General features: G+C 45.6%; 18 protein-coding genes and 2 pseudogenes. 11 read left to right on the plus strand and 9 right to left on the minus strand.

All coding sequences use genetic code 11. The features are described from left to right. Positions 1–396: 396 nt before the first annotated feature. The 6 genes from MMY81_RS33860 to MMY81_RS06460 form a co-directional block, all read right to left on the minus strand. On the minus strand, positions 397–807 hold the full coding sequence (locus MMY81_RS33860; RefSeq protein WP_308215242.1) for an SLC13 family permease: 411 nt from the start codon (positions 805–807) through the stop codon (positions 397–399). 73 nt (positions 808–880) lie between these two features. Beyond that, positions 881–1,162: an anion permease gene (locus MMY81_RS33865; protein ID WP_308215243.1), complete on the minus strand. Its 282-nt coding sequence runs from the start codon at positions 1,160–1,162 to the stop codon at positions 881–883. Further along, positions 1,159–1,686: an SLC13 family permease gene (locus MMY81_RS33870; protein ID WP_308215244.1), complete on the minus strand. Its 528-nt coding sequence runs from the start codon at positions 1,684–1,686 to the stop codon at positions 1,159–1,161. The genes MMY81_RS33865 and MMY81_RS33870 overlap by 4 nt, the downstream gene beginning before the upstream one ends. A 655-nt stretch (positions 1,687–2,341) precedes the next feature. Further along, positions 2,342–3,058: a response regulator gene (locus MMY81_RS06450; RefSeq protein WP_252312118.1), complete on the minus strand. Its 717-nt coding sequence runs from the start codon at positions 3,056–3,058 to the stop codon at positions 2,342–2,344. Continuing rightward, on the minus strand, positions 3,036–4,664 hold the full coding sequence (gene dcuS / locus MMY81_RS06455; protein ID WP_252312119.1) for a DcuS/MalK family sensor histidine kinase: 1,629 nt from the start codon (positions 4,662–4,664) through the stop codon (positions 3,036–3,038). Before dcuS ends, MMY81_RS06450 begins: the two co-directional genes overlap by 23 nt. Positions 4,665–4,800: 136 nt before the next feature. After that, the gene (locus tag MMY81_RS06460) at positions 4,801–6,093 is read right to left on the minus strand and encodes an L-lactate MFS transporter (RefSeq protein ID WP_252312120.1); all 1,293 of its coding nucleotides are present in this window, start codon (positions 6,091–6,093) and stop codon (positions 4,801–4,803) included. Positions 6,094–6,304: 211 nt separating this feature from the next. Here MMY81_RS06460 and MMY81_RS06465 point away from each other — a divergent pair, with 211 nt between their 5' ends. Further along, on the plus strand, positions 6,305–6,592 hold the full coding sequence (locus MMY81_RS06465; RefSeq protein ID WP_252312121.1) for a hypothetical protein: 288 nt from the start codon (positions 6,305–6,307) through the stop codon (positions 6,590–6,592). A 77-nt stretch (positions 6,593–6,669) separates the two neighbouring features. On the opposite strand, the gene MMY81_RS06470 is transcribed toward MMY81_RS06465, so the two are convergent. Both MMY81_RS06470 and MMY81_RS06475 read right to left on the minus strand, forming a co-directional pair. Continuing rightward, complete coding sequence (locus MMY81_RS06470) at positions 6,670–7,653, minus strand: aldo/keto reductase (RefSeq protein WP_252312122.1); 984 nt, start codon at positions 7,651–7,653, stop codon at positions 6,670–6,672. Between the two features lie 249 nt (positions 7,654–7,902). After that, positions 7,903–9,231, minus strand: coding sequence for a 6-phospho-beta-glucosidase (locus MMY81_RS06475; RefSeq protein WP_252312123.1), 1,329 nt, complete (start codon positions 9,229–9,231; stop codon positions 7,903–7,905). A 275-nt stretch (positions 9,232–9,506) separates the two neighbouring features. On the opposite strand from MMY81_RS06475, the gene MMY81_RS06480 reads away from it, so the two are divergent. The 4 genes and pseudogenes from MMY81_RS06480 (at position 9,507) to MMY81_RS06495 (ending at position 13,747) form a co-directional block, all read left to right on the plus strand. Next, positions 9,507–10,460 (plus strand): LCP family glycopolymer transferase, encoded by a 954-nt coding sequence (locus MMY81_RS06480; protein ID WP_252312124.1) that lies wholly within the window; start codon positions 9,507–9,509, stop codon positions 10,458–10,460. Positions 10,461–10,551: 91 nt separating this feature from the next. Next, positions 10,552–11,451, plus strand: coding sequence for an LCP family glycopolymer transferase (locus tag MMY81_RS06485; protein WP_252312125.1), 900 nt, complete (start codon positions 10,552–10,554; stop codon positions 11,449–11,451). Between the two features lie 100 nt (positions 11,452–11,551). Beyond that, a pseudogene (gene kynU / locus MMY81_RS06490) lies at positions 11,552–12,840 on the plus strand (kynureninase). A gap of 109 nt (positions 12,841–12,949) precedes the next feature. Further along, positions 12,950–13,747, plus strand: a complete 798-nt coding sequence (locus MMY81_RS06495; protein ID WP_252312126.1) for a sugar phosphate isomerase/epimerase family protein — start codon at positions 12,950–12,952, stop codon at positions 13,745–13,747. 117 nt (positions 13,748–13,864) lie between these two features. Here MMY81_RS06495 and MMY81_RS06500 read toward each other — a convergent pair. Next, positions 13,865–13,972 (minus strand): annotated as a pseudogene (locus tag MMY81_RS06500) (YkvA family protein); the annotation flags it as partial. 385 nt (positions 13,973–14,357) lie between these two features. On the opposite strand from MMY81_RS06500, the gene MMY81_RS06505 reads away from it, so the two are divergent. From MMY81_RS06505 to MMY81_RS06530, 6 genes are all read left to right on the plus strand, one after another. After that, positions 14,358–15,383, plus strand: a complete 1,026-nt coding sequence (locus MMY81_RS06505; RefSeq protein WP_252312127.1) for an ABC transporter substrate-binding protein — start codon at positions 14,358–14,360, stop codon at positions 15,381–15,383. A gap of 55 nt (positions 15,384–15,438) precedes the next feature. Continuing rightward, positions 15,439–15,942 (plus strand): hypothetical protein, encoded by a 504-nt coding sequence (locus MMY81_RS06510; protein ID WP_252312128.1) that lies wholly within the window; start codon positions 15,439–15,441, stop codon positions 15,940–15,942. A 17-nt stretch (positions 15,943–15,959) separates the two neighbouring features. Further along, positions 15,960–17,177 carry an ABC transporter permease gene (locus tag MMY81_RS06515; protein ID WP_252312129.1) on the plus strand — a complete coding sequence of 406 codons (1,218 nt, stop codon included), beginning with the start codon at positions 15,960–15,962 and terminating at the stop codon, positions 17,175–17,177. After that, positions 17,174–18,244: an ABC transporter ATP-binding protein gene (locus MMY81_RS06520; protein ID WP_252312130.1), complete on the plus strand. Its 1,071-nt coding sequence runs from the start codon at positions 17,174–17,176 to the stop codon at positions 18,242–18,244. Before MMY81_RS06515 ends, MMY81_RS06520 begins: the two co-directional genes overlap by 4 nt. A 210-nt stretch (positions 18,245–18,454) precedes the next feature. Then, entirely contained in the window at positions 18,455–18,991 is a 537-nt protein-coding gene (locus MMY81_RS06525) for a sigma-70 family RNA polymerase sigma factor (RefSeq protein WP_252312131.1), read from the plus strand. Between the two features lie 6 nt (positions 18,992–18,997). Beyond that, entirely contained in the window at positions 18,998–19,216 is a 219-nt protein-coding gene (locus MMY81_RS06530) for a DUF1659 domain-containing protein (RefSeq protein ID WP_120191838.1), read from the plus strand. Positions 19,217–19,230 lie beyond the last annotated feature (14 nt).

Below are 19,230 nucleotides of genomic sequence, written 5' to 3' on the forward strand. Positions count from 1 at the left end.
CTCCATTATAAATCATTCGTTACATACTAAATGTAATTACCCTGTTTACCGGATCAGGAAACATCCTGCTTCGCAATAGACCGGCCTTTGCTTCAAGACCAATACCGGGTATTCATTTTTAATAGGAAGGTGGTGCACTTATATTTAAAGACATCTGCTGCCCTCCATGAAGGAGCCCTGCGTTCTTTAATATTAACTATTTTCATCATTTCCTCCCGATGAAAAAAGAAGACACCCCGCAGGGTGTCTTTTTTAAATCTGGATTATTGGAAATCCGTTGGTATCGTGGACAAGTCAATGCCCCACATAAGAGGAAGCAGGTACATGACGGCCAGCGTAATAATGATGACGGCGACGACGTTAAGCCAGAAGCCATTTTCACCATTTCAAGAATCGTTAACTTCCCGTACCAAATATGATTGCGTTTGGCGGAGTTCCCACCGGAAGCATGAAAGCACAGTTTGCTGCAAGCGCACATGGAACCATTAAAGCGTACGGGTGTACATCCAGCGCTACGGAAAGTGCCGCAACAACTGGAAGAATCATAGTTGCTGTCGCTGTGTTTGAAGTAATTTCTGTTAGGAAAAGAACCAGCAGCGCAGAAACAAAGATAATCAATAACAGGTTGGCGCCTTCGAGTACTGTCAGCCCCTCTCCGATCCACTCGGAAAGTCCGGTGCCGCTGAAGCCTGCAGCAAGTGCAAGACCACCGCCGAATAGAAGTAAAATACCCCATGGAATTTCTTTGGAGTCCTTCCATTCCAGAATTCTGCTTTCATTTTTCTTTGAAGCAGGAATAATAAACAATAGACAGTGGCTGTCATCGCTACCATCCCGTCCGTAAGTTCAGGAACAAGATCGGCCCACAAAAAGGAACGTGTTACCCACATAAAGGCAGCGAATGTGAAAACCGCCAGTACGGCTTTTCTTCATATGCTGTCTGCCCAAGCTTTTTCATTTCAGAATGAATAAGATCACGGCCGCCCGGCAGCTGTTTTAACTGAATCTTATAAACAAACTTCGTCAAAAATACCCATGTTCCAAATAACATAATAACAGCGAGAGGCGCCGCAAATGCCATAAAACCGGCAAAGGAAATCTGTACGCCGTATAGTTCATTGACTGTACCTGCCAGAATGCTGTTTGGCGGCGTACCAATCAACGTACCCAGTCACCAATTGTACCGGCATAGCCGATACCGAATATAATAGCTTTTTCAAACTTTTTTAAGTCACTTTCGTGTCCTTCTTCATTTTTCAATGCCTGTGTTACCTGATACACGATGGCAAGACCAATCGGTATCATCATCATAACGGAAGCCGTATTGGATACCCACATCGATAAAAATCCTGTGGCAAGCATAAAACCGAGGATAATTCGATTCGTGCTGACACCAATTAAATTGATAATAAACAGGGCGATTCGTTTATGGAGATTCCATTTCTCCATGGCTGTAGCAATAAAGAACCCGCCGAGAAAAAGAAAGATAATATCATTACCATAAGCGGAAACGACTGTTTCATTGTCCATTGCCCCGATAATAGGAAGCAGGACGATAGGAAGCAAAGAAGTCGCAGGAATAGGAATGGCTTCTGTAATCCACCAGGTTGCCACCCACAGCGTTACCGCCAGAACGGCACGACCTTCATATGCCAGATCAGCAGGATTAAAGAAAAACATAGCCATTAAAAATAATAAAGGACCAAGAATAAGGCCGACAAGCTGAGCTCTCGTATAGGCTGGTTTAGGTTCATTACCATCCGGCCCTCCTGTAGCAGCCGAAGCAGTAGCATCTCCTTTTTGTCTGTAGAAGCTGCTATTTCCCCTGCTTTATCGACCTGGGAAAACTTTAGGAGCCGTTTTGTCTGATAGTGTGACTTCCAAAGACTTTTCCACATGGATTGTGCTGATTCAATCATGATACCCACCCTCTCTTTGCAAAATGTAACCGTTTTCTTTTAATTTACCGGATAGAAGTTCCTTTGTATACCTTATGTAACTAAACGAACCCTTTTGTAACTAAAGTAAGTAATAAAAGCGAGTCCTTTTGGTCACCTGCGCCGGATTTTGGAGAGGACTCGCAGAAAAGCCTGCTTTTCAAGCAGTCCTTGAAAAATCTCCAGCAGGTAAAGGACGCAGCTGGATAAGAAAGGCGCAAGAAGGCGTTCTGTCTGTCGGATTCTGGACGGGCTGCAAGGAATGCCTGCATTCCGCTGTCTGACCGGAAGCACTCCTAGAGGACAGCCTTCTGGAGCTGGACAGGAAAAGCGGGTCCTTTTGGTTACCTGCGCCGGATTTTGGAGATTCTTTTCCTCTTATTCAGAGCATTGAGCAAACATTCTTACTTTTCATTCGGGTCGTTAAAAAAGGCAGCTCTTTCCGGATTTGCCTTATACTGTCGCAGCGGACGCCCTGTTCCTTCGTAGCTTGCATCGATAAGCAGCACCTCCTGGCTTTCCAAATACTGTAGATATTTACGTAAAGATACTCTGGAAATTCCGGTATCCTCGGCAAGCTCTCCGGTGGAAAACCAATTTCCATTTTTATGCTCTATTTGTTTTATAATTCGCTGAAAAGTAATTTTTGTCAAGCCTTTTGGAAGCGGCTGGGATTTATGGTTTTTATTTGTACGATTAATAATAAAATGATCCAGCGCTTCCTGTTCTAATGACGGAGCTTCCCTCATCCACGCTGTTTTTTCCTTATAACGGACCAGCGCTTCCTTAAAGCGGTCAAAATCAAAGGGTTTGATTAAATAATCGGCTGCCCCATATCGAAGGGCCCTCTCAATAGAGGTCCTGTCATTGGCGGAACTGACGACGATAACATCAACAGGCACTTCTTTTTTCCGCAGGCTGACCAGCATATCGATGCCATTTTCTCCTGCCATATAAACATCCAGAAGCAGCAGATCGATAGAGTGTGATTCAAGAGCTCTCCAGCCCTCTTCCACGCCGGAAGCTTCCGCCGCTACTTGAAAACCTGGAATTTTTTCTGTATATATTCTATTGAACTTCGCCACCATTGGGTCATCTTCAATAATCAGGACCTGAATCATCTGGGGCCTCCCTAAATGGTATTTTCACGTGAAAAACAGAGCCCTGCTGTGGTTCAGAAGAAACATCAAGTGTCCCTTCAACCGCATCCAATGCATTTTTTAACAAATACAACCCGTATCCTCTGTCGGTGCCCTTTGTAGAAAAGCCTCTGACAAACAAATCATCCAGCTCTTCTTTCTCAATACCGGAGCCGTTGTCTTCTATAGAAAAGTGAAGCACACCACTCTGATAGTCAATCGCTATAATGATCTCTGCTTCGTCAACATCTTTTACTGCTTCATATGCATTATCAGTCAGATTCCCGATAACCGTTATAACCGTATCAAGATAGGCTGGCTCTTCTAGCAGCGGCCACGGCTCGTCCCCTTCCATCGACACAAGCACGCCGTTTTCCTGAAAGTAGTTGAGCTTGTTCATTAAATAACCCGCAATGACAGGATCACTGATATATCTTGTGACCCAGCCCACCTCCGTCTGGTACGTGTGCGAAATTTGATCAATATAGCCTTTCAGTTCATCATACGATTCTGTAAATACCATAGCCGACATAACATGAAGCTTGTTCATAAATTCATGAGTCTGTGCACGGAGTGTTTCAGCATAGGCCTTTGCACCGCTCAGCTGCTTAATAACAGCCGTAAGCTCCGTTTTATCCCGGAACGTTGCGAGCGCTCCAACAAGCCTGCCTTCTGCATATACAGGAACCCGGTTAACGACGATATCCATGCCATTTAAACTCTGTTCTTCATCGAATTCTGACCTTCCATGAACTAGCACTTCCGTCAATTTGGAATCAGGAAGAAATTCTTTCACATCACGGCCGAGTGGATCTCCATAGATTCCCGCCTTTTTAAACATGGCAGCGGCAGCACGATTGGCCAATATGATAGAGCCGTCCTGGTTGATCGCTATGATACCTTCCCGGACTGAAGCAAGCATCGATTCACGTTCTTCCACCAGCTGGGAAATTTCGGCAGGCTCCATGCCGTGCATGGTTTTTTTAATTCTCCTGGCCAGCCATACAGCTCCGGCAACACCGATTAAAAGACCCGCTCCGCTCCCGATATAAATATCACGCTGGCTTGAAAGTACTTCACTGTTGATATTGTCCATAAGTATCCCTACACTTACGACTCCCACCTGGGTACTTCCATTCCATACAGGAACAAACGCACGCATCGATTCACCGAGGGTTCCCTCCGCAATGGACGTATAGGTTTCTCCATCGAAGGAATCATCCTCGTCATTTCCTACAAACCGCTCTCCAATCCGGTTTTCGTTCGGGTGGGTCAATCGTATATGATCCATGTTCATTACTACTATGTACTCCACCCCCGCCGCCTCCTGCACGTCCAGCGTATACTGCTGAAGTTCGGGACTTTCTTCTACGCCGTCGGCCAGCGTCTCCACGGTAAGAGGCGACCGTGACACGGAAACGGCCAAATTGGAAGCCTGGTCTGCCTGGTCTTCTCTTGTAGTCGCAGCAGCTTCAACTGCTACTAAAATACTCGTTACGCTTAAAGATAGTATTAATACCGCCAGCACAAGAAAAGTAATCCATGTTGTTAATGGCAGCGGCCTTCTTCCATTTGATTTACGCAGCATCTCCCATCGCACCTCTGCTAATGTAATGTTTCTATTGTACCACGCCGATTTTTTTCTTAAAAATAAATGTTATCACTATCTTTCTGACGGCACAAAAAAACGCCGGGTCTGTAAAGACCCAGCGTGGAAATAGAAATTATGCTGCCTGTGTCTGGTTCTGACGGCGGACTTTCTTCACATTAAAGCGAAGGAGAATCGCACAGCCAAGAGCGACTATGAGCATGATATTTACAATATAAAAGGAAATGGCGTAACTGTTTGTTGCTTCTACTACAGAAGACACAATGGTTGGTCCGGCAATACCGGCCATAGCCCATGCAGTCAACAGGTAGCCGTGAATGGCTCCAAGCTGCTTTGTGCCGAATAAGTCTCCAATATATGCCGGCAGACAGGCAAACCCGCCTCCGTAACAAGAGATAATAATACATAGAAGTATACCAAAGAGAACAACATTCGTAACGAGCGGCAGAACGAAAAATGCGATTACCTGAATAGAAAAGAATATAGTAAACACATTCGTCCGTCCTAAATAGTCAGAAGCCGATGCCCAGACAATTCGTCCCAGTCCATTAAAAAGTCCCATGATACCTACGATCGTCGCAGCAGTCGCTGCCGTTGATCCGGTAATTTCCTGCGTCATGCTTGAAGCTACGGCTAGCAGCATGATACCAGCTGATATATTGATAAACATAATCAGCCATAACAGGTAAAAACGAAGAGTCTTAATGGCCTCGTTGGCTTTAAGCTGAGATAAATCTCCCGCAGGCTCTTCCTTTTTCTTTTCTTCTTCTGTATCATTTGTGCCTTCTTCTTTCTCCTGCTTCTCTTTTTCAATCATTGCTGCCGGTTTCCAGCCTTCCGGCGGTCTCTTCAGATAGCTTGCGCCTGCTACCATCATAATAATATAGGCAGTACCGAGAATATAAAATGCACCCGGTATGCTGACTGCTCCCATTAAAAACTCGGCTACAGGACTCGTAATAAGCGCCCCGGCACCGAAACCCATTACGGCCATACCAGTTGCCAGGCCTCGTCTATCCGGAAACCATTTTACCAGCGTTGAAACGGGAGTTATGTAACCAATGCCTAGTCCAATTCCACCAATTACACCGTAAAAAGCAATAAACATAGGAAGACTTTCAAGCTGAATACTCCAGCCTGCTCCCAGTGTTCCAATTCCAAATAAAGTTGCTGCCACAAAACCTGATATTCTTGGGCCATATTTTTCTACGAAAAATCCTAAAAATGCAGCGGACATTCCCAGAAAGAAAATGGCTACAGTAAATGCCAGACTGACATCTGAAACTGCCCAGCCTAATGTGTCGTTCAGTGGATTCTGATAGACGCTGTAGGCGTACACCGATCCAATAGACAGGTGGATAGCTACTGCTGATAAAGCAATCAGCCATCGATTCTTGTTGGTTTCCATCTTTCATCCCCCTTAATTAATTAACTATGTTATTCTTCCCTAATTTCTTTTTTCTGAAACGTTTTTGTCACATTTGACGTAACTATTTAATAAAAGAGGCGTTTATTTTGTAAAATCATTAAAAATAAACGTACGAGGCCTGTCCAGTATCCTCTTTAAGTAAAACATAGTAAACTTACAGGCAGTAAACCAAATGAGGTGGTGAGTCTAATTGGATTTATCTAACACGATGAAATGGCTGACAGGTGCTTTTGAGCTTCTGCTGGGTATTCCCCTGCTTGGAGCGTCTATTGTTCTTGGATTCGGCTACGGCCCTTTAGGCATTATGCTGATTCTGCATATTATTACTCTCTTAATATGCAGAAGAGAGATGACGGGCACAACGGGTAGTATATTTGGTATTGTCACTTCCATTATTGCGGTTATTCCTTTTGTAGGAATGGTTATGCACCTTATTACCGGCTGTATTCTTTTAATTGATGCAGCACGTTCAAGGTAAGACAGAGGCTTCAATATGTAAAAGGCCGTCCCGGGAAACCCGGGACGGCCTTTTTGTTACACAGCAGATGGTGCTTTTTATTTTCCGGCAGGGAGTGGTGCTTTTTCTGAAATAAGCCCGCGGTCTTTTAAGTCGGACCAGAAAGAAGCCGGAATCTCCTCTTTTGTCGCTTTAATATCTTCCGCCATACGATCCGGACGGCTTGAACCAGGGATAACCGCTTTGGTTACCGGGTGGGCTAAAGAAAACTGCAGCGCAGCGGATTTCAGTTCTATTTTATGATGGTCTGCTATTTCCTGCATCTGTTCGACTTTCTTTTTAATGTCAGGAGTGATCTGCTGATAATTATAATGGGATCCACCTACAAGCGCCCCTGAATTATAAGGCGCCCCAACTACAATACCCACATCTTTTTCTTCCGCAGAAGGCATCATGCGTTCCAGTGCATCATTGTGATTAAGCAGCGTATACTGAGTAGCCTGCAGACATAGATCAGGCAGCGTATCTTCAAGCTCTAAAGCCATCTCAATAGGTTCTGTTGTATTTACGCCCAGTCCCCATGAAGAAATTACGCCTTCTTTGCGAAGCTGGGTCAACACTTTAAAAGCACCTGTTTTAGCTGTTTCAAAGTGTTCCTTCCAATCCTCACCGAGAAAATCCGGAGAGAGGTCATGTACATAAACGAAGTCCAGCCTGTCGGTCTTCAAGCGTTCCAGGCTCTGTTCAATAGAACGCAGCGTTGCATCTTCACTAAAATCTGTAATGATTTTATTTGGGTTTCCAAGCTCGAAAAGTCCGCTTTTCTCTTCTGTCTCATCAGAGATAACACGGCCTACTTTCGTGCTCAATACATATTCATCGCGCTTATGCGCAGTTAATGCGTCACCTAAACGGCTCTCGGAAAGTCCAGCACCATAAAAGGGCGCTGTATCATAATAGCGGATACCCTGACTCCAGGCAGATTCTATTGTGGAAGTCGCTTCTTCCTCCGAAATTTTACGGTACATGTTTCCTAACGGGGCCGTACCCAGCCCGATTTTTCCTTTTATATCGTGTTTCATTTTTTGTTTCCTCCTTCATTTTGTAAATCAATCTTTGATACTTATTACCTTTACTTATTAAAAATAAACATTGGACGGCACCTGCTCCGGTCAGCCGCCTTTTATATTTCAAGTACTTCGGTAAATGATTAAACACAGATTAATCGAAAAACTGGAAAAGGATCTCTACAGACAGAAACCCCTCATTACATCTGAGGGGTTTTTCCATGCTGTTTAAAAAGAAACGGCATCTTGTATACTACTTATTTTTTAAGCTTTTTCCGAATGAAAAAAAGCGGGGAGATAGTCTTTGTGGGCTTCGAGCATATCATCCAGAAGATGTTTGGCGATGGTGTCGGATGGAACGAGCGGATTAATTGCCATGGCGGTCAAAGCGTTGTAATAATCTCCTGACACAGCAGCCTCCACTGCTGTTCTCTCAAATGATTTAATCTGCTGGACCAGCCCCCTCACTGCAACAGGAAGCTCTCCTACCGTTATTGGCTTTGGCCCTTCTTTTGTAATGATGCAGTTTACTTCTACGGCAGAATCATATGGAAGACCGGCTATCGCTCCGCAGTTTTTTGTGTTGACCGGCTGCACGTCCTGTTTGTTATTGTAAATGGAGTTAATCAAGCTGCAGGCAGCCTCGCTGTAGTAAGCCCCGCCCCGCTTTTCGAGCTGTTCCGGCTTTGTCTGCAGTTCCACATTTTTATAGAGATCAAACAGCTCCGTTTCCACTCCTTTTACTACATCTGCCCGGGTTCCCGTCGTTTCGAAAGCTTCCAGCTCTTCTGCAAGCATTTCATCGGTTTTATAGTAATAACGGTGATACGGACAGGGCAGCACGCCGAGGCCTTTAATAAAATCCGGCTCCCAGCCCAGCGCTGCAATATTTTTCATCGACGTCTGTTTTCCGGGATCTGACGCTGCTGCGAGGGCTTTTTCTTTAATGCTGATGCCGTCCAGAAATACATCGAGCCCGTAAACCATATGATTTAAACCGGCAAACTGTATTTCCAGCCGATCCGCTTCCACTTCAAGCACTTCTGCCAGATCCATTTTCATTCCGATAGGCACATTACATAAACCAACCACTTTTTTAACGTTGGAATGACGGAGAACAGCTTCTGTAATCATTCCGGCAGGATTAGTGAAATTAACGAGCCATGCTTCCGGACAGAGCTCGTCTATGTCTTTTGTAATCTCCAATATCACCGGAATGGTACGCAGTGCTTTAAAAAGACCTCCGGGCCCGTTTGTTTCCTGACCGATCACTCCGTATTTTAATGGGATCGCTTCATCTTTCTGCCTGGCAGCGAGCAGACCGACCCTGAACTGGGTCGTCACAAAGTCAGCTCCGGCAAGTGCCTGTCTGCGGTCTAACGTTAAATAAATAGTCATATCGATTCCTGCTTTTATTACCATCCGCCGGGCCAGCTCCCCGACAATATTTAATTTCCCTTCTCCTTCCGGAATGTCCACAAGCCACAATTCCCGGACCGGCAGCTCATGATGCCGGTTGATAAACCCTTCCACTAATTCGGGGGTATAGCTTGATCCTCCGCCTATCACAGCTATTTTCAATCCTTTTTCCATCTGATTCACCCTCCCGCTTTTCTCTTATTATAGAGCTGTTTTTCTACTTTCAGTGTATGAAGAAAACACTTTGAACTATATACATTCTTTTTCCACTTTCCACAGGAAATCATTGAATCAGGACGGCTGTATAGGTCCAGATTACTGTTCCTTCCAAATATTGAAACTTTTATTTTGATATGCCGTATCTTTTCATTAAGAACGAAGTAGCTTATACTTGCATTTATTGTATATTTTCATATTTTATGTGAAAGATTGGAGAGTACCTACTACATATGAGCAGACCTATGATTATTTTTGGAAGCATCTTCATCGCTCTGCTGCTTGCCGGCGGTGGATATGCTCTTTATTTGTACGATCAGCTGAGTCAGACAGCTGATGATATTCACGAACCAATAGCACGGGAAAGCGAACTAAGAGAGCCATCTAATACGGAAGAAAACAGCAGCTCCGGGGATAATGCCGAAAGCACTTCTACAGAGGAGGATGAAGAGAATCCACAGCCATTGTCCTTTCTTATTATGGGCGTGGATGATGAAGAATCCACCAGCGGACGTTCCGATACGATGATCCTTTTGACCGTAAATCCGGGGAAAGAATCTATTAAAATGGTGAGCATTCCAAGGGATACATTAACGGAAATATCCGGCCGGGGCACAGAAGACAAGATCAATCATGCCTACGCGTTCGGCGGAGCAGAAATGGCAATGGACAGCGTGGAAGGACTTCTTGATGTGCCGGTTGATCATTTTGCCACGGTCAATATGCAGAGTTTTGAAGACATTGTAGATACATTAGGAGGCGTAACCGTTCAAAACAATCTTGCCTTTGAAGACAACGGTCATTCCTATCCGGAAGGCGAAATTTCGCTTGATGGAGAAGAAGCTCTCTCTTTTGTACGCATGCGCTATGAAGACCCTCAGGGAGACCTGGGAAGAACCGAGCGGCAGCGGCAGGTGCTTGATGCTGTTATCCAGGAAGGTGCAAGTATTTCATCCATCACCCGTATTCAGGAATACTTAACTATCGTAGAGGACAATGTCCGGACCAGCCTGACATTTGCCGACATGCGTGAGCTTCAATCCGACTACAGATCAGCCCGCCACGAAATTGACACCCTTCAGCTGGAAGGCGACGGCATTATGCGGGACGATATTTATTATCTGGAGCTCAACGAGCAGAGAAAAAACGAAGTATCCGATCAATTGAAAGACCATTTGGAAATCTAGCACTCTATCTCCCTGCCGACAGAACATTAAAAAATGGTTCTGAAAAATTATAGAAACCCGGCAGGGAAAAATCAGCGAATAGGAGAAGCGTATGAAAAAATTCTTAATTATTACTGCTGTCATATTTGGTGTTGTCATTATCGGCATCGCAGCCTACCTCTTTTACTTATTCCAATCCACGGCCAGCACAGCCGAAGAAATGCACGATCCTATTGGAAGAACCAGCGAGCTGCGGGAAGGCGAACCTGACCTGAGTAACGGTGACCCCTTCTCTATGCTGCTTCTAGGTATTGATTCAGAAGAAAGCACGAGCGGGCGTTCCGACACGATGATCGTCATGACGGTTAACCCAGAACTCGAATCTATAAAAATGGTCAGTATCCCCCGTGACAGCCGCGTTGATATTGAAGGCCGCGGTCAGGATAAAATTAATCATGCATATGCGTTCGGCGGAGCAGAACTTGCTATGGATACTGTAGAAAATTTTATTGATGTTCCAATTGATTACTACGCAACGGTAAACATGGAAAGCTTTATTGATACAGTAGATATGGTAAACGGCGTAACTGTCAATAATGGGCTTTCCTTTGAGTACGGCGGCTATACGTTTCCTGAAGGCGAAATTGAACTAAGCGGAGAAGAAGCGCTTGCTTTTGTAAGAATGCGTAAAGAAGACCCACAGGGCGATGCCGGTCGTAACGAACGCCAGCGCCAGGTTATTGATGCTGTGATTAATGAAGGAGCACAGCTTTCCAACATTACAAAAATCGATGACTTTCTCGAGATTCTTGGAGACAATGCCAAAACAAGCTTCACGTTTGAAGAAATGAGACAGGTGCAGTCCAACTACAGAGTCGCACGCCATAATCTGGAAGAAACGCAGATGCGCGGAGAAGATGCAACCATTGATGGCATTTATTACATGGAAATTCCAGACCAGACTATTCAGGGAATCTCTACAGAATTAAATGAACATCTTCAGGTCCAATAAGCTTTTACTGCCCTCTTTTCTCATTGAAAAGAGGGCTTTTTTATATTCCCCGGCAGTTTCCTGCTATACTAAAACCAACCTGCACCGAAAGGAAGATTCGATGGACCTAAGCCTCGACTACGCAAAAAAAATGGACGAAAACGACTCCCTTTATTCATTTCGAGAAGAGTTCTACCTTCAATCCGGGCTTCAATCCGGCGTCTCGTCTTATATATGGACGGAAATTCACTTGGGCTGATGTCCAGACGCTCAGAAACAAAAACGCTGGAGCTGATGGAAAGCTGGAAAACGCTCGGGATTAATGGATGGACTTCCGGCAGCCATGCCTGGTACTACCTATCCGAACATATAGGAAAGCAGATGGCCGGGATCACCGGAGCACTGCCCCATGAAGTTATTGCAACAGGGTCAACTACGGTTAACCTTCACCAGCTGCTGGCTTCTTTTTATAAGCCTCAGGGACAAAAAACAAAAATAATAGCAGACGCGCTTACGTTCCCCTCTGATATCTACGCCATTCAAAGCCAGATCGAACAGAAGGGGCTTAAGGCTGCCGATCAGCTTCTTCAAATAGAAAGCCGGGACGGGTTCACGCTGGAGGAAGATGATATTATCGCTGCAATGACTGAGGAGACTGCTGTCGCCATTCTTCCCGGTGTGCTCTATCGGAGCGGGCAGGTGCTTGATATGCAGCGCATTACTGAAGCCGCCCGTAAGAAAGACATTATTATTGGATGGGACCTCAGCCACTCGGCCGGTGCAGTACCTCATCAGCTCCATAACTGGGGAGCCGATTTTGCCTTTTGGTGTACGTATAAACATTTGAACGGAGGCCCTGGGAGCGTCGGTGCATTGTTTGTGCATGAAAAATACAGCGGCCGGATGCCTGGTCTCGCCGGGTGGTTCGGCTCGGCTAAAGAAAAACAGTTCGATATGGAGCACACGATGACGCCGGCTTCCGATGCAGGAGCCTTCCAGATCGGCACTCCGCACGTGCTCAGTCTGGCTCCGCTGCTTGGCTCTCTTGAAATCACTGAAGAAGCAGGTATACAGGCAATCCGGAAGAAATCTCTTCAGCTGACGGATTATATGACCAGCCTGATAGAAGAAAAGCTGGCAGAACATGGCTTTACTATTGTCAGCCCGGTGGAGCACCATCGGCGCGGAGCCCATCTTTTTATCGAACATCCGGCAGCCGCCGGAATCTGCAAGGCTTTAAAAAATGAAGGGGTCGTACCCGACTTCCGCATGCCCAACGGCATCCGCCTTGCTCCCGTCGCGCTGTATACTTCTTTTGAAGATGTATGGCACACCATTGTTATTCTGGAAAACATTATGAAAACCGAAGCATATAAACAGTACGACAACACCCGGGATATTGTCAGCTGAGGATTCTTTACACAATCTTTATATTTCCTTACCTTCTCTTCATACCAGCTTGATTTTTAAGTTGTATGATAGCTTTAGAAAGATAGACTAGAGCTGAAGGAGGAAAAGAATGAAATTATATTTTTCATCTTCGTTAATGTGGGGTAAACCATTTGCCGATATTCTTCAGGAAGCTTCCCGTATCGGTGCAGCGGGTGTGGAAGTCTGGGCGGAGCAGTTTTGGCTCCAGCAGGAATCCCCTGCTGCTATCTATTCGCTCAAGCAGAAACTTGGCCTTGAATTCACGCTGCATGCCTGCAGCTGGGATATAAATATACATTCCATCAATGAAGGTATCCGCCGGCAGTCCGTCCAGGAAATTTCTAAATCATTCGCACTCGCCAAACAGCTGGGCGCTCACAATGTTACTGTCCATCCCGGACGCCAGAGTACACCCGGCTTGATGAATCACAGCCTGAGTGTGTATATCGAGCTTGCGATGAAGGCAGCGGACTATGGATGCACGCTTTCGCTTGAACAAATGGAGGAAACGCCAAAGGAACTGTTCTCCGAACCGGAGCAGATCAACGCATTGAGCCATTTTCTGCCGGAAGAAGTCAAAGTGACCTTTGATACGGCGCACGTTCCTTTAACCATTAATCCATATGATTACCTGAAAAAATTAGAACGGGTTAACAAGATCCATCTCAGCGACACATCGCTTGATAAATATCACGTCGCACTCGGCGAAGGACGCCTCCACCTGCCGGATATGCTCAGCATTCTTTCCAAAACCAGCCTCCCCGTCGTCCTCGAAGGGCTCGATCAGTCCGAAAACAACGATCTGTTGTCCAGGCACCTTGACTATCTGCAGAAATCCGGCCTGCATTCCCTTCCCGAGCAGCGCCGTTCCTTTGTTTCCTCTTAATATACAAACAGAGCGCGAAGCCAATGCTCCGCGCCCTTTTTTCGTTTATTTTCCCTGTTTTTGTTTCCACAGGCGGAAATGATCGACTTCGTCAGTCAGACGATTTACGATAAATCCAATAACCGCTGCATCATCGAAGAACCCAATAACCGGAATGAAGTCCGGGATTAAATCAATCGGGGAAACAAAATATAGTATTCCTGCTATTACCATGATGATGGATTTTTTATCAAGCTCAGTATAATCTCCTTTGATCCAGGAACGGAACATCTGCAGCATCAGCTGAAGATCCTCCCATACGTCGGATAAATTACGCTCTTCTTTTTTATCCTCTGCCTTGCCTTTTGCTTTTTTCAAAAGGCCTTTTGATTTATTTTTATCTTCGTAATATTCTTCGGCCTGTCCTTCAAACTTCTTATATCCTTTTTGATAGTCCTCTTTATTGAGATCTTTTTCCTTTTTTCCTCTAAAACGATCAAACATGCCGCAGAACCCCCTGGTATTTGTTTTATTTTTATATATTTACCTGAACTTCATGAATCCTTACCTCAACGTAACCTCTTCTACATATTCCACATTTATGATGAATATAAACGAGGAGGTTATACATATGAAAAAAGTTCTTTTTGCATTTACTGCCGGTGCGTCCCTATTAACACTTGCTGCCTGCGGCGGCAGTGCAGAATCGGAAGCTGACAGCGGGGACACTAACAGCTCAGGGGAAGAATTATCATTTTATACATCCCAGCCCGACGAGGACGCCAATGCACTGATCGAAGCCTTTAATGAGGCCCATCCCGACATTGAGGTGAGCTTATATCGCTCCGGAACTGAAGAAGTCGTAAGCAAAGTACAGGCGGAAAATCAGGCTGGAGCCGTAGAAGCCGATGTTCTTCTTCTGGCAGACAGCGTCACATTTGAAAGCCTGAAAGAGCAGGATCTCCTTCAATCCTATGATTCGCCGGAAGCAGAAAATATATCTGAAGAGTTTATAGACCCGGATCAAATGTATTACGGAACTAAAGCGATGGCCACTATACTGGCCGTTAATACGAATGAAGTGGAGGAGCTGCCTTCTTCCTGGAAGGATCTTAGCGCTGAGGAAACAGCGGGTCAGACCGTGATGCCGAGCCCTCTTTATTCCGGCGCTGCCGCCTATAACGCTGGAGTGATGAGCCGGGAAGAAGGTCTTGAATGGGACTTTTTTGAAAACCTTTCTGATAACGATGTAACTATTGTGCAGGGAAATGGCGGTGCTCTTCAATCTGTGGCCTCCGGTGAAAAATCTTATGCAATGGTTGTTGATTTTATTGCTGCCAATGCTAAAGCCGAAGGATCTCCAGTGGAACTTGTTTATCCGGAAGAAGGAGTGCCGGTGATTACTGAACCAGTCGGCATCACAGAAGCATCAGATAATGTAGAAGCTTCTCAGGCATTTGTCGATTTTATTCTCTCTGAAGAAGGACAAACATTAGCTGCTGATATGGGCTATACACCACTTCGTGATGACGTAGAGGTGCCGGAAGGTCTGAAAACGATGGATGAGCTTCAGATAATGTCTCAAGATGTTAAGACGCTGCTGGATTCTCGAGAAGAAGATAAGACAACGTTTAGTGATATAACGGGAGCTCAATAATCAGCGTTAATTATTGAAGCAGATTTTATCTTCAGACAAGAAAGGTGCTGTCCTTATGTTCGATTCCACCGGCTTTAGAAAAGAGAGGGGAACGCCTTCCCTCTCTTTTCTCCTATCTGCTTTGGCAAAACGTAGAATTTTTGCCGGAATCTCTCTTTTATTATTGCTTATCTTTTTCGTACTGCCGCTCCTGCGATTAGTGGAATTAAGCTTTTCAGGAGAAGAGGGGTTCACTTTTTCTGTTTATCAGGAAGTATGGCGGGAAGCTTCCACCTGGACCACGCTTTGGAACACGGTAATCATTGTTGGGGTTTCTACTTTGCTTTCTGCAGGCGGCGGTCTGCTTGCAGCAATTATCGTGGCGTACAGCGATATCCGCGGCAAGTCAGTCATGCATCTTTTCATTCTGCTTCCCTTTGTTATTCCTTCTTATATTGTAACGCTGGCATGGACGCAGCTTTTCAGCAGCAATGGCTGGGTGGCTGCTTTATTGGAAAAACTCCCCGGCGATATAGCTGCGGTTAATTTGTATAGTAGGGGGGCATTATTTTCGTACTAAGTATTTCCCACTTCCCTTTGGTTTACCTGCTCACCGTCAGCGTTTTACGCCGTATTCCCCGGGAACTCGATGCAGCAGCACGGGTTTCAGGTGCAGGAAAATGGCAGACTTTCCGCACCGTATACTGGCCGCTCGCTCTGCCCGGCCTTGCCGGAGGTGGACTGCTTGCTTTTCTGGCCAGTCTGGACAATTTTGGTATCCCTGCTTTTCTCGGCATCCCGGCAAATATACCTGTGCTGAGTACAGCTATTTATCAGGAAATAGCAGGATTTGGACCGCAGGCTTTTTCGAGAGCCGCTGTCCTGGCCTCTCTTTTAGGAGCTGCAGCACTGATCGGCACGCTTTTTCAGTGGCTGTTAACCAAGAAGTCGCAGAATCATGAAACATCTTACGAAGATACAGCTCCCCGTTTCACTTTTGGGAAATACAGGAAATACGCAGAGATCATCATTTGGTCCTTTCTATTTATAATCAGCATTATCCCATTAACCGCTATGGCAGCTGCCTCCCTGTCGCCGGCTTTTGGTGCGCCTTTCCGTCTGGATACTATCACCTTTGAGCATTATCGTTTTCTGCTTGCAGGAAACAGTCAGGTAAGCGGAGCGATAACGAACAGTCTTACCCTGGCTTTGATCACTACTTTTGCTGCATTAGTTATCGGTACCACCATTGCCTATTTCCGGGTGTACCGCCCTTCCGTTTTTTCCAAAAGTGCTGAGCTTAGTATAGCTCTTCCTTATGCGCTTCCGGGAACGGTGCTTGCGCTTGCGCTGATCTTTACCTGGATGCAGCCGGTGCCGGGCTGGAATCCCGGAGTGTATGGAAGTATATGGATTTTAATTATTGCCTATATCACCCGCTTTACTATATTGCAGGGACGTGCCAGTACTACAGCTTTTATGCAGATCGGCCAATCTATGCAGGAAGCGGCCAGAAGCAGCGGAGCCGGGTTCTTTTCATTATGGAGAAAAATTATGATTCCGCTTATGCTGGCCGGTCTGGCAGGGGGCGCTTTCCTTGTTTTTCTTTCAGCTCTGGCAGAATTAACTGTTTCAGCACTGCTTTGGTCTTCGGGAAACGAAACGATCGGCGTTATGATTTTTCAATTTGAACAGGCAGGTTATACTACTCATTCCACAGCTTTTTCCTCCCTTATTGTCGGCGGCATGGCTGTTATAGGAATTGGATTGTTACTGCTTAAAAAAAGGTTGGAGAAAAGAGGGGTTACAGCATGAGTACACGTCTGCACAGTGTTACCAAATCTTTCGGAGACTTACATGCCTTACAAAATATAAACCTGGAAGTGAAAGAAGGAGAGTTTGTGGCTATTGTAGGGCCATCCGGCTGTGGAAAATCGACTCTTCTTCGACTTTTAGCAGGATTTGACCGGCCTACCCACGGAGAAATCACTATTGGAGAAACAATGGCAGCCAACGCCTCCGAAGCTCTCCCTCCAGAGAAACGTTCCATTGGAATGGTGTTTCAATCCTTTGCCCTGTGGCCTCATATGAAAGTTCATGAGCAGATTATGTTCCCGCTCCAGCATCGTTCCTCTAAAAAAATGAGCAAAAGCGATAAACAAAAACGCGTAGAAGACGTTCTTTCCTTAACGGGCATGACTGAATTCGCTGATCGAATGCCCCACCAGCTCTCCGGCGGCCAGAAGCAAAGAGTGGCTTTGGCCCGTGCCATTGTAGCTTCTCCTTCTCTTCTTTTGATGGATGAGCCTTTGAGCAGTCTGGACGCAGAGCTCCGCAGTGCCATGCGTCAGGAAATTCAACGCATTCATAAACACTCCGGTGCTACTATCGTTTATGTGACACATGATCAGGAGGAAGCTCTTGCTATGGCAGACCGGATCGTAGTTATGCAGAATGGACAGATTGAACAGGCCGGCACCCCAAGAGGTATTTATTATTATCCAGCCACTGCTTTTGCTGCCACTTTTGTCAGTAAAGCGAATATCATACCCGGCGTCTGGAACCATTCTACCTTTCACCCTTTTAATCAATCCCATACGTTCTGGGAAAAACCAAAAGTCGCTCCATTTTTTCAAAAAAAATCTATCTTCCCTGCCCGGCCGGATGAACTGATTCTTATAGGAGAAGTTCAAAAAGACGGCCTGCAGGGAATGATCAAAAATGTACAGTTTCAAGGCACCTATATTCAATACACTGTTTCCGTTGAAGAAACGGATCTTACCGTGCACGCAGACATTCTTCAAAACTTCGCTCCCGGTGATACGGTCACGCTTCAACTTAAAGAATCCTCTATAAAAGGGATCGGCCTGAAACAGGCATAATGAGTAACCCGAAAGTCTTCCTTCCAAAAGGGAGACTTTTTTTATCCTATTTTTCAGTCCCGCTCTTCTTCAACTATGTCATACGGTTCCGTGGATAAAAAAGGAAACGCCAGCTTCATAATAAGCGCTTAGCTTCATTCGCCCCGGCCGCAGTATGATAAGCCTACCATGGAATACACGGAAGGCGCGCCGCTCCAGAGAAGGTTTATCATGCAGGATACTGCTTTTGAACAAGTAATGGAAGACTACATGCCTCTTATCGGAGGAATGATCAATCGGCTTCATATTCACAAAAACAAAGAAGAATTTATTCAAATCGGACAAATTGCCCTTTGGAAGGCCTGGCAGGGATTTAACGAGAACAAAGGAACCTTTTCTACTTATGCTTTCAGCTATGTGCGCGGAGAAATGCTTACCCATCTGCGCCGGGAATCCACTTACGAACAGCAGCACACATGGCTGACGGACGAAGCGGCAGAGGGGATTGTTTCCGGATTTTCGGAAACCCCGGCCGCAGCGGAGGAATCCCTGGAGGACTATCTTCATTCTCTTTCTGCCAGGGAAAAAACGTGGGTCGTTGACGCGATTATTTACGGTAGAACCATTCAGCAGATATCCAAGCTGCACGGCGTTTCTTCTTCTACGGTAAAGTCATGGCGGAAAATGGCGCTGAAAAAATTAAAAAAAGACTGCCCCGCCTCCCCCCTTTCTCCGCTTCCGCTCTATATAGAGAGTGAAAGGAGGTGACGCACGATGAATCAGGCCATTAAGTCAAAGCTGACCATTGAGTTTTACGCAGGTCTTACAGAAGAAGGAAAAGAATCGTTTGTATCCAAATCATTTCAACAGATCCGTAACCGCGCAGACAGCGCTCCGCTGTATGAAGCTGCCCAGGCTCTCGCTTCTCTTCAATCGCTTCCCGTTTCCGCTATTGTCCGCACAAATGAATACAGTCTTCACCATCTCGCCTAAAAAACAATATAACT

The sequence above is a fragment of the Sinobaca sp. H24 genome (assembly GCF_023845525.1).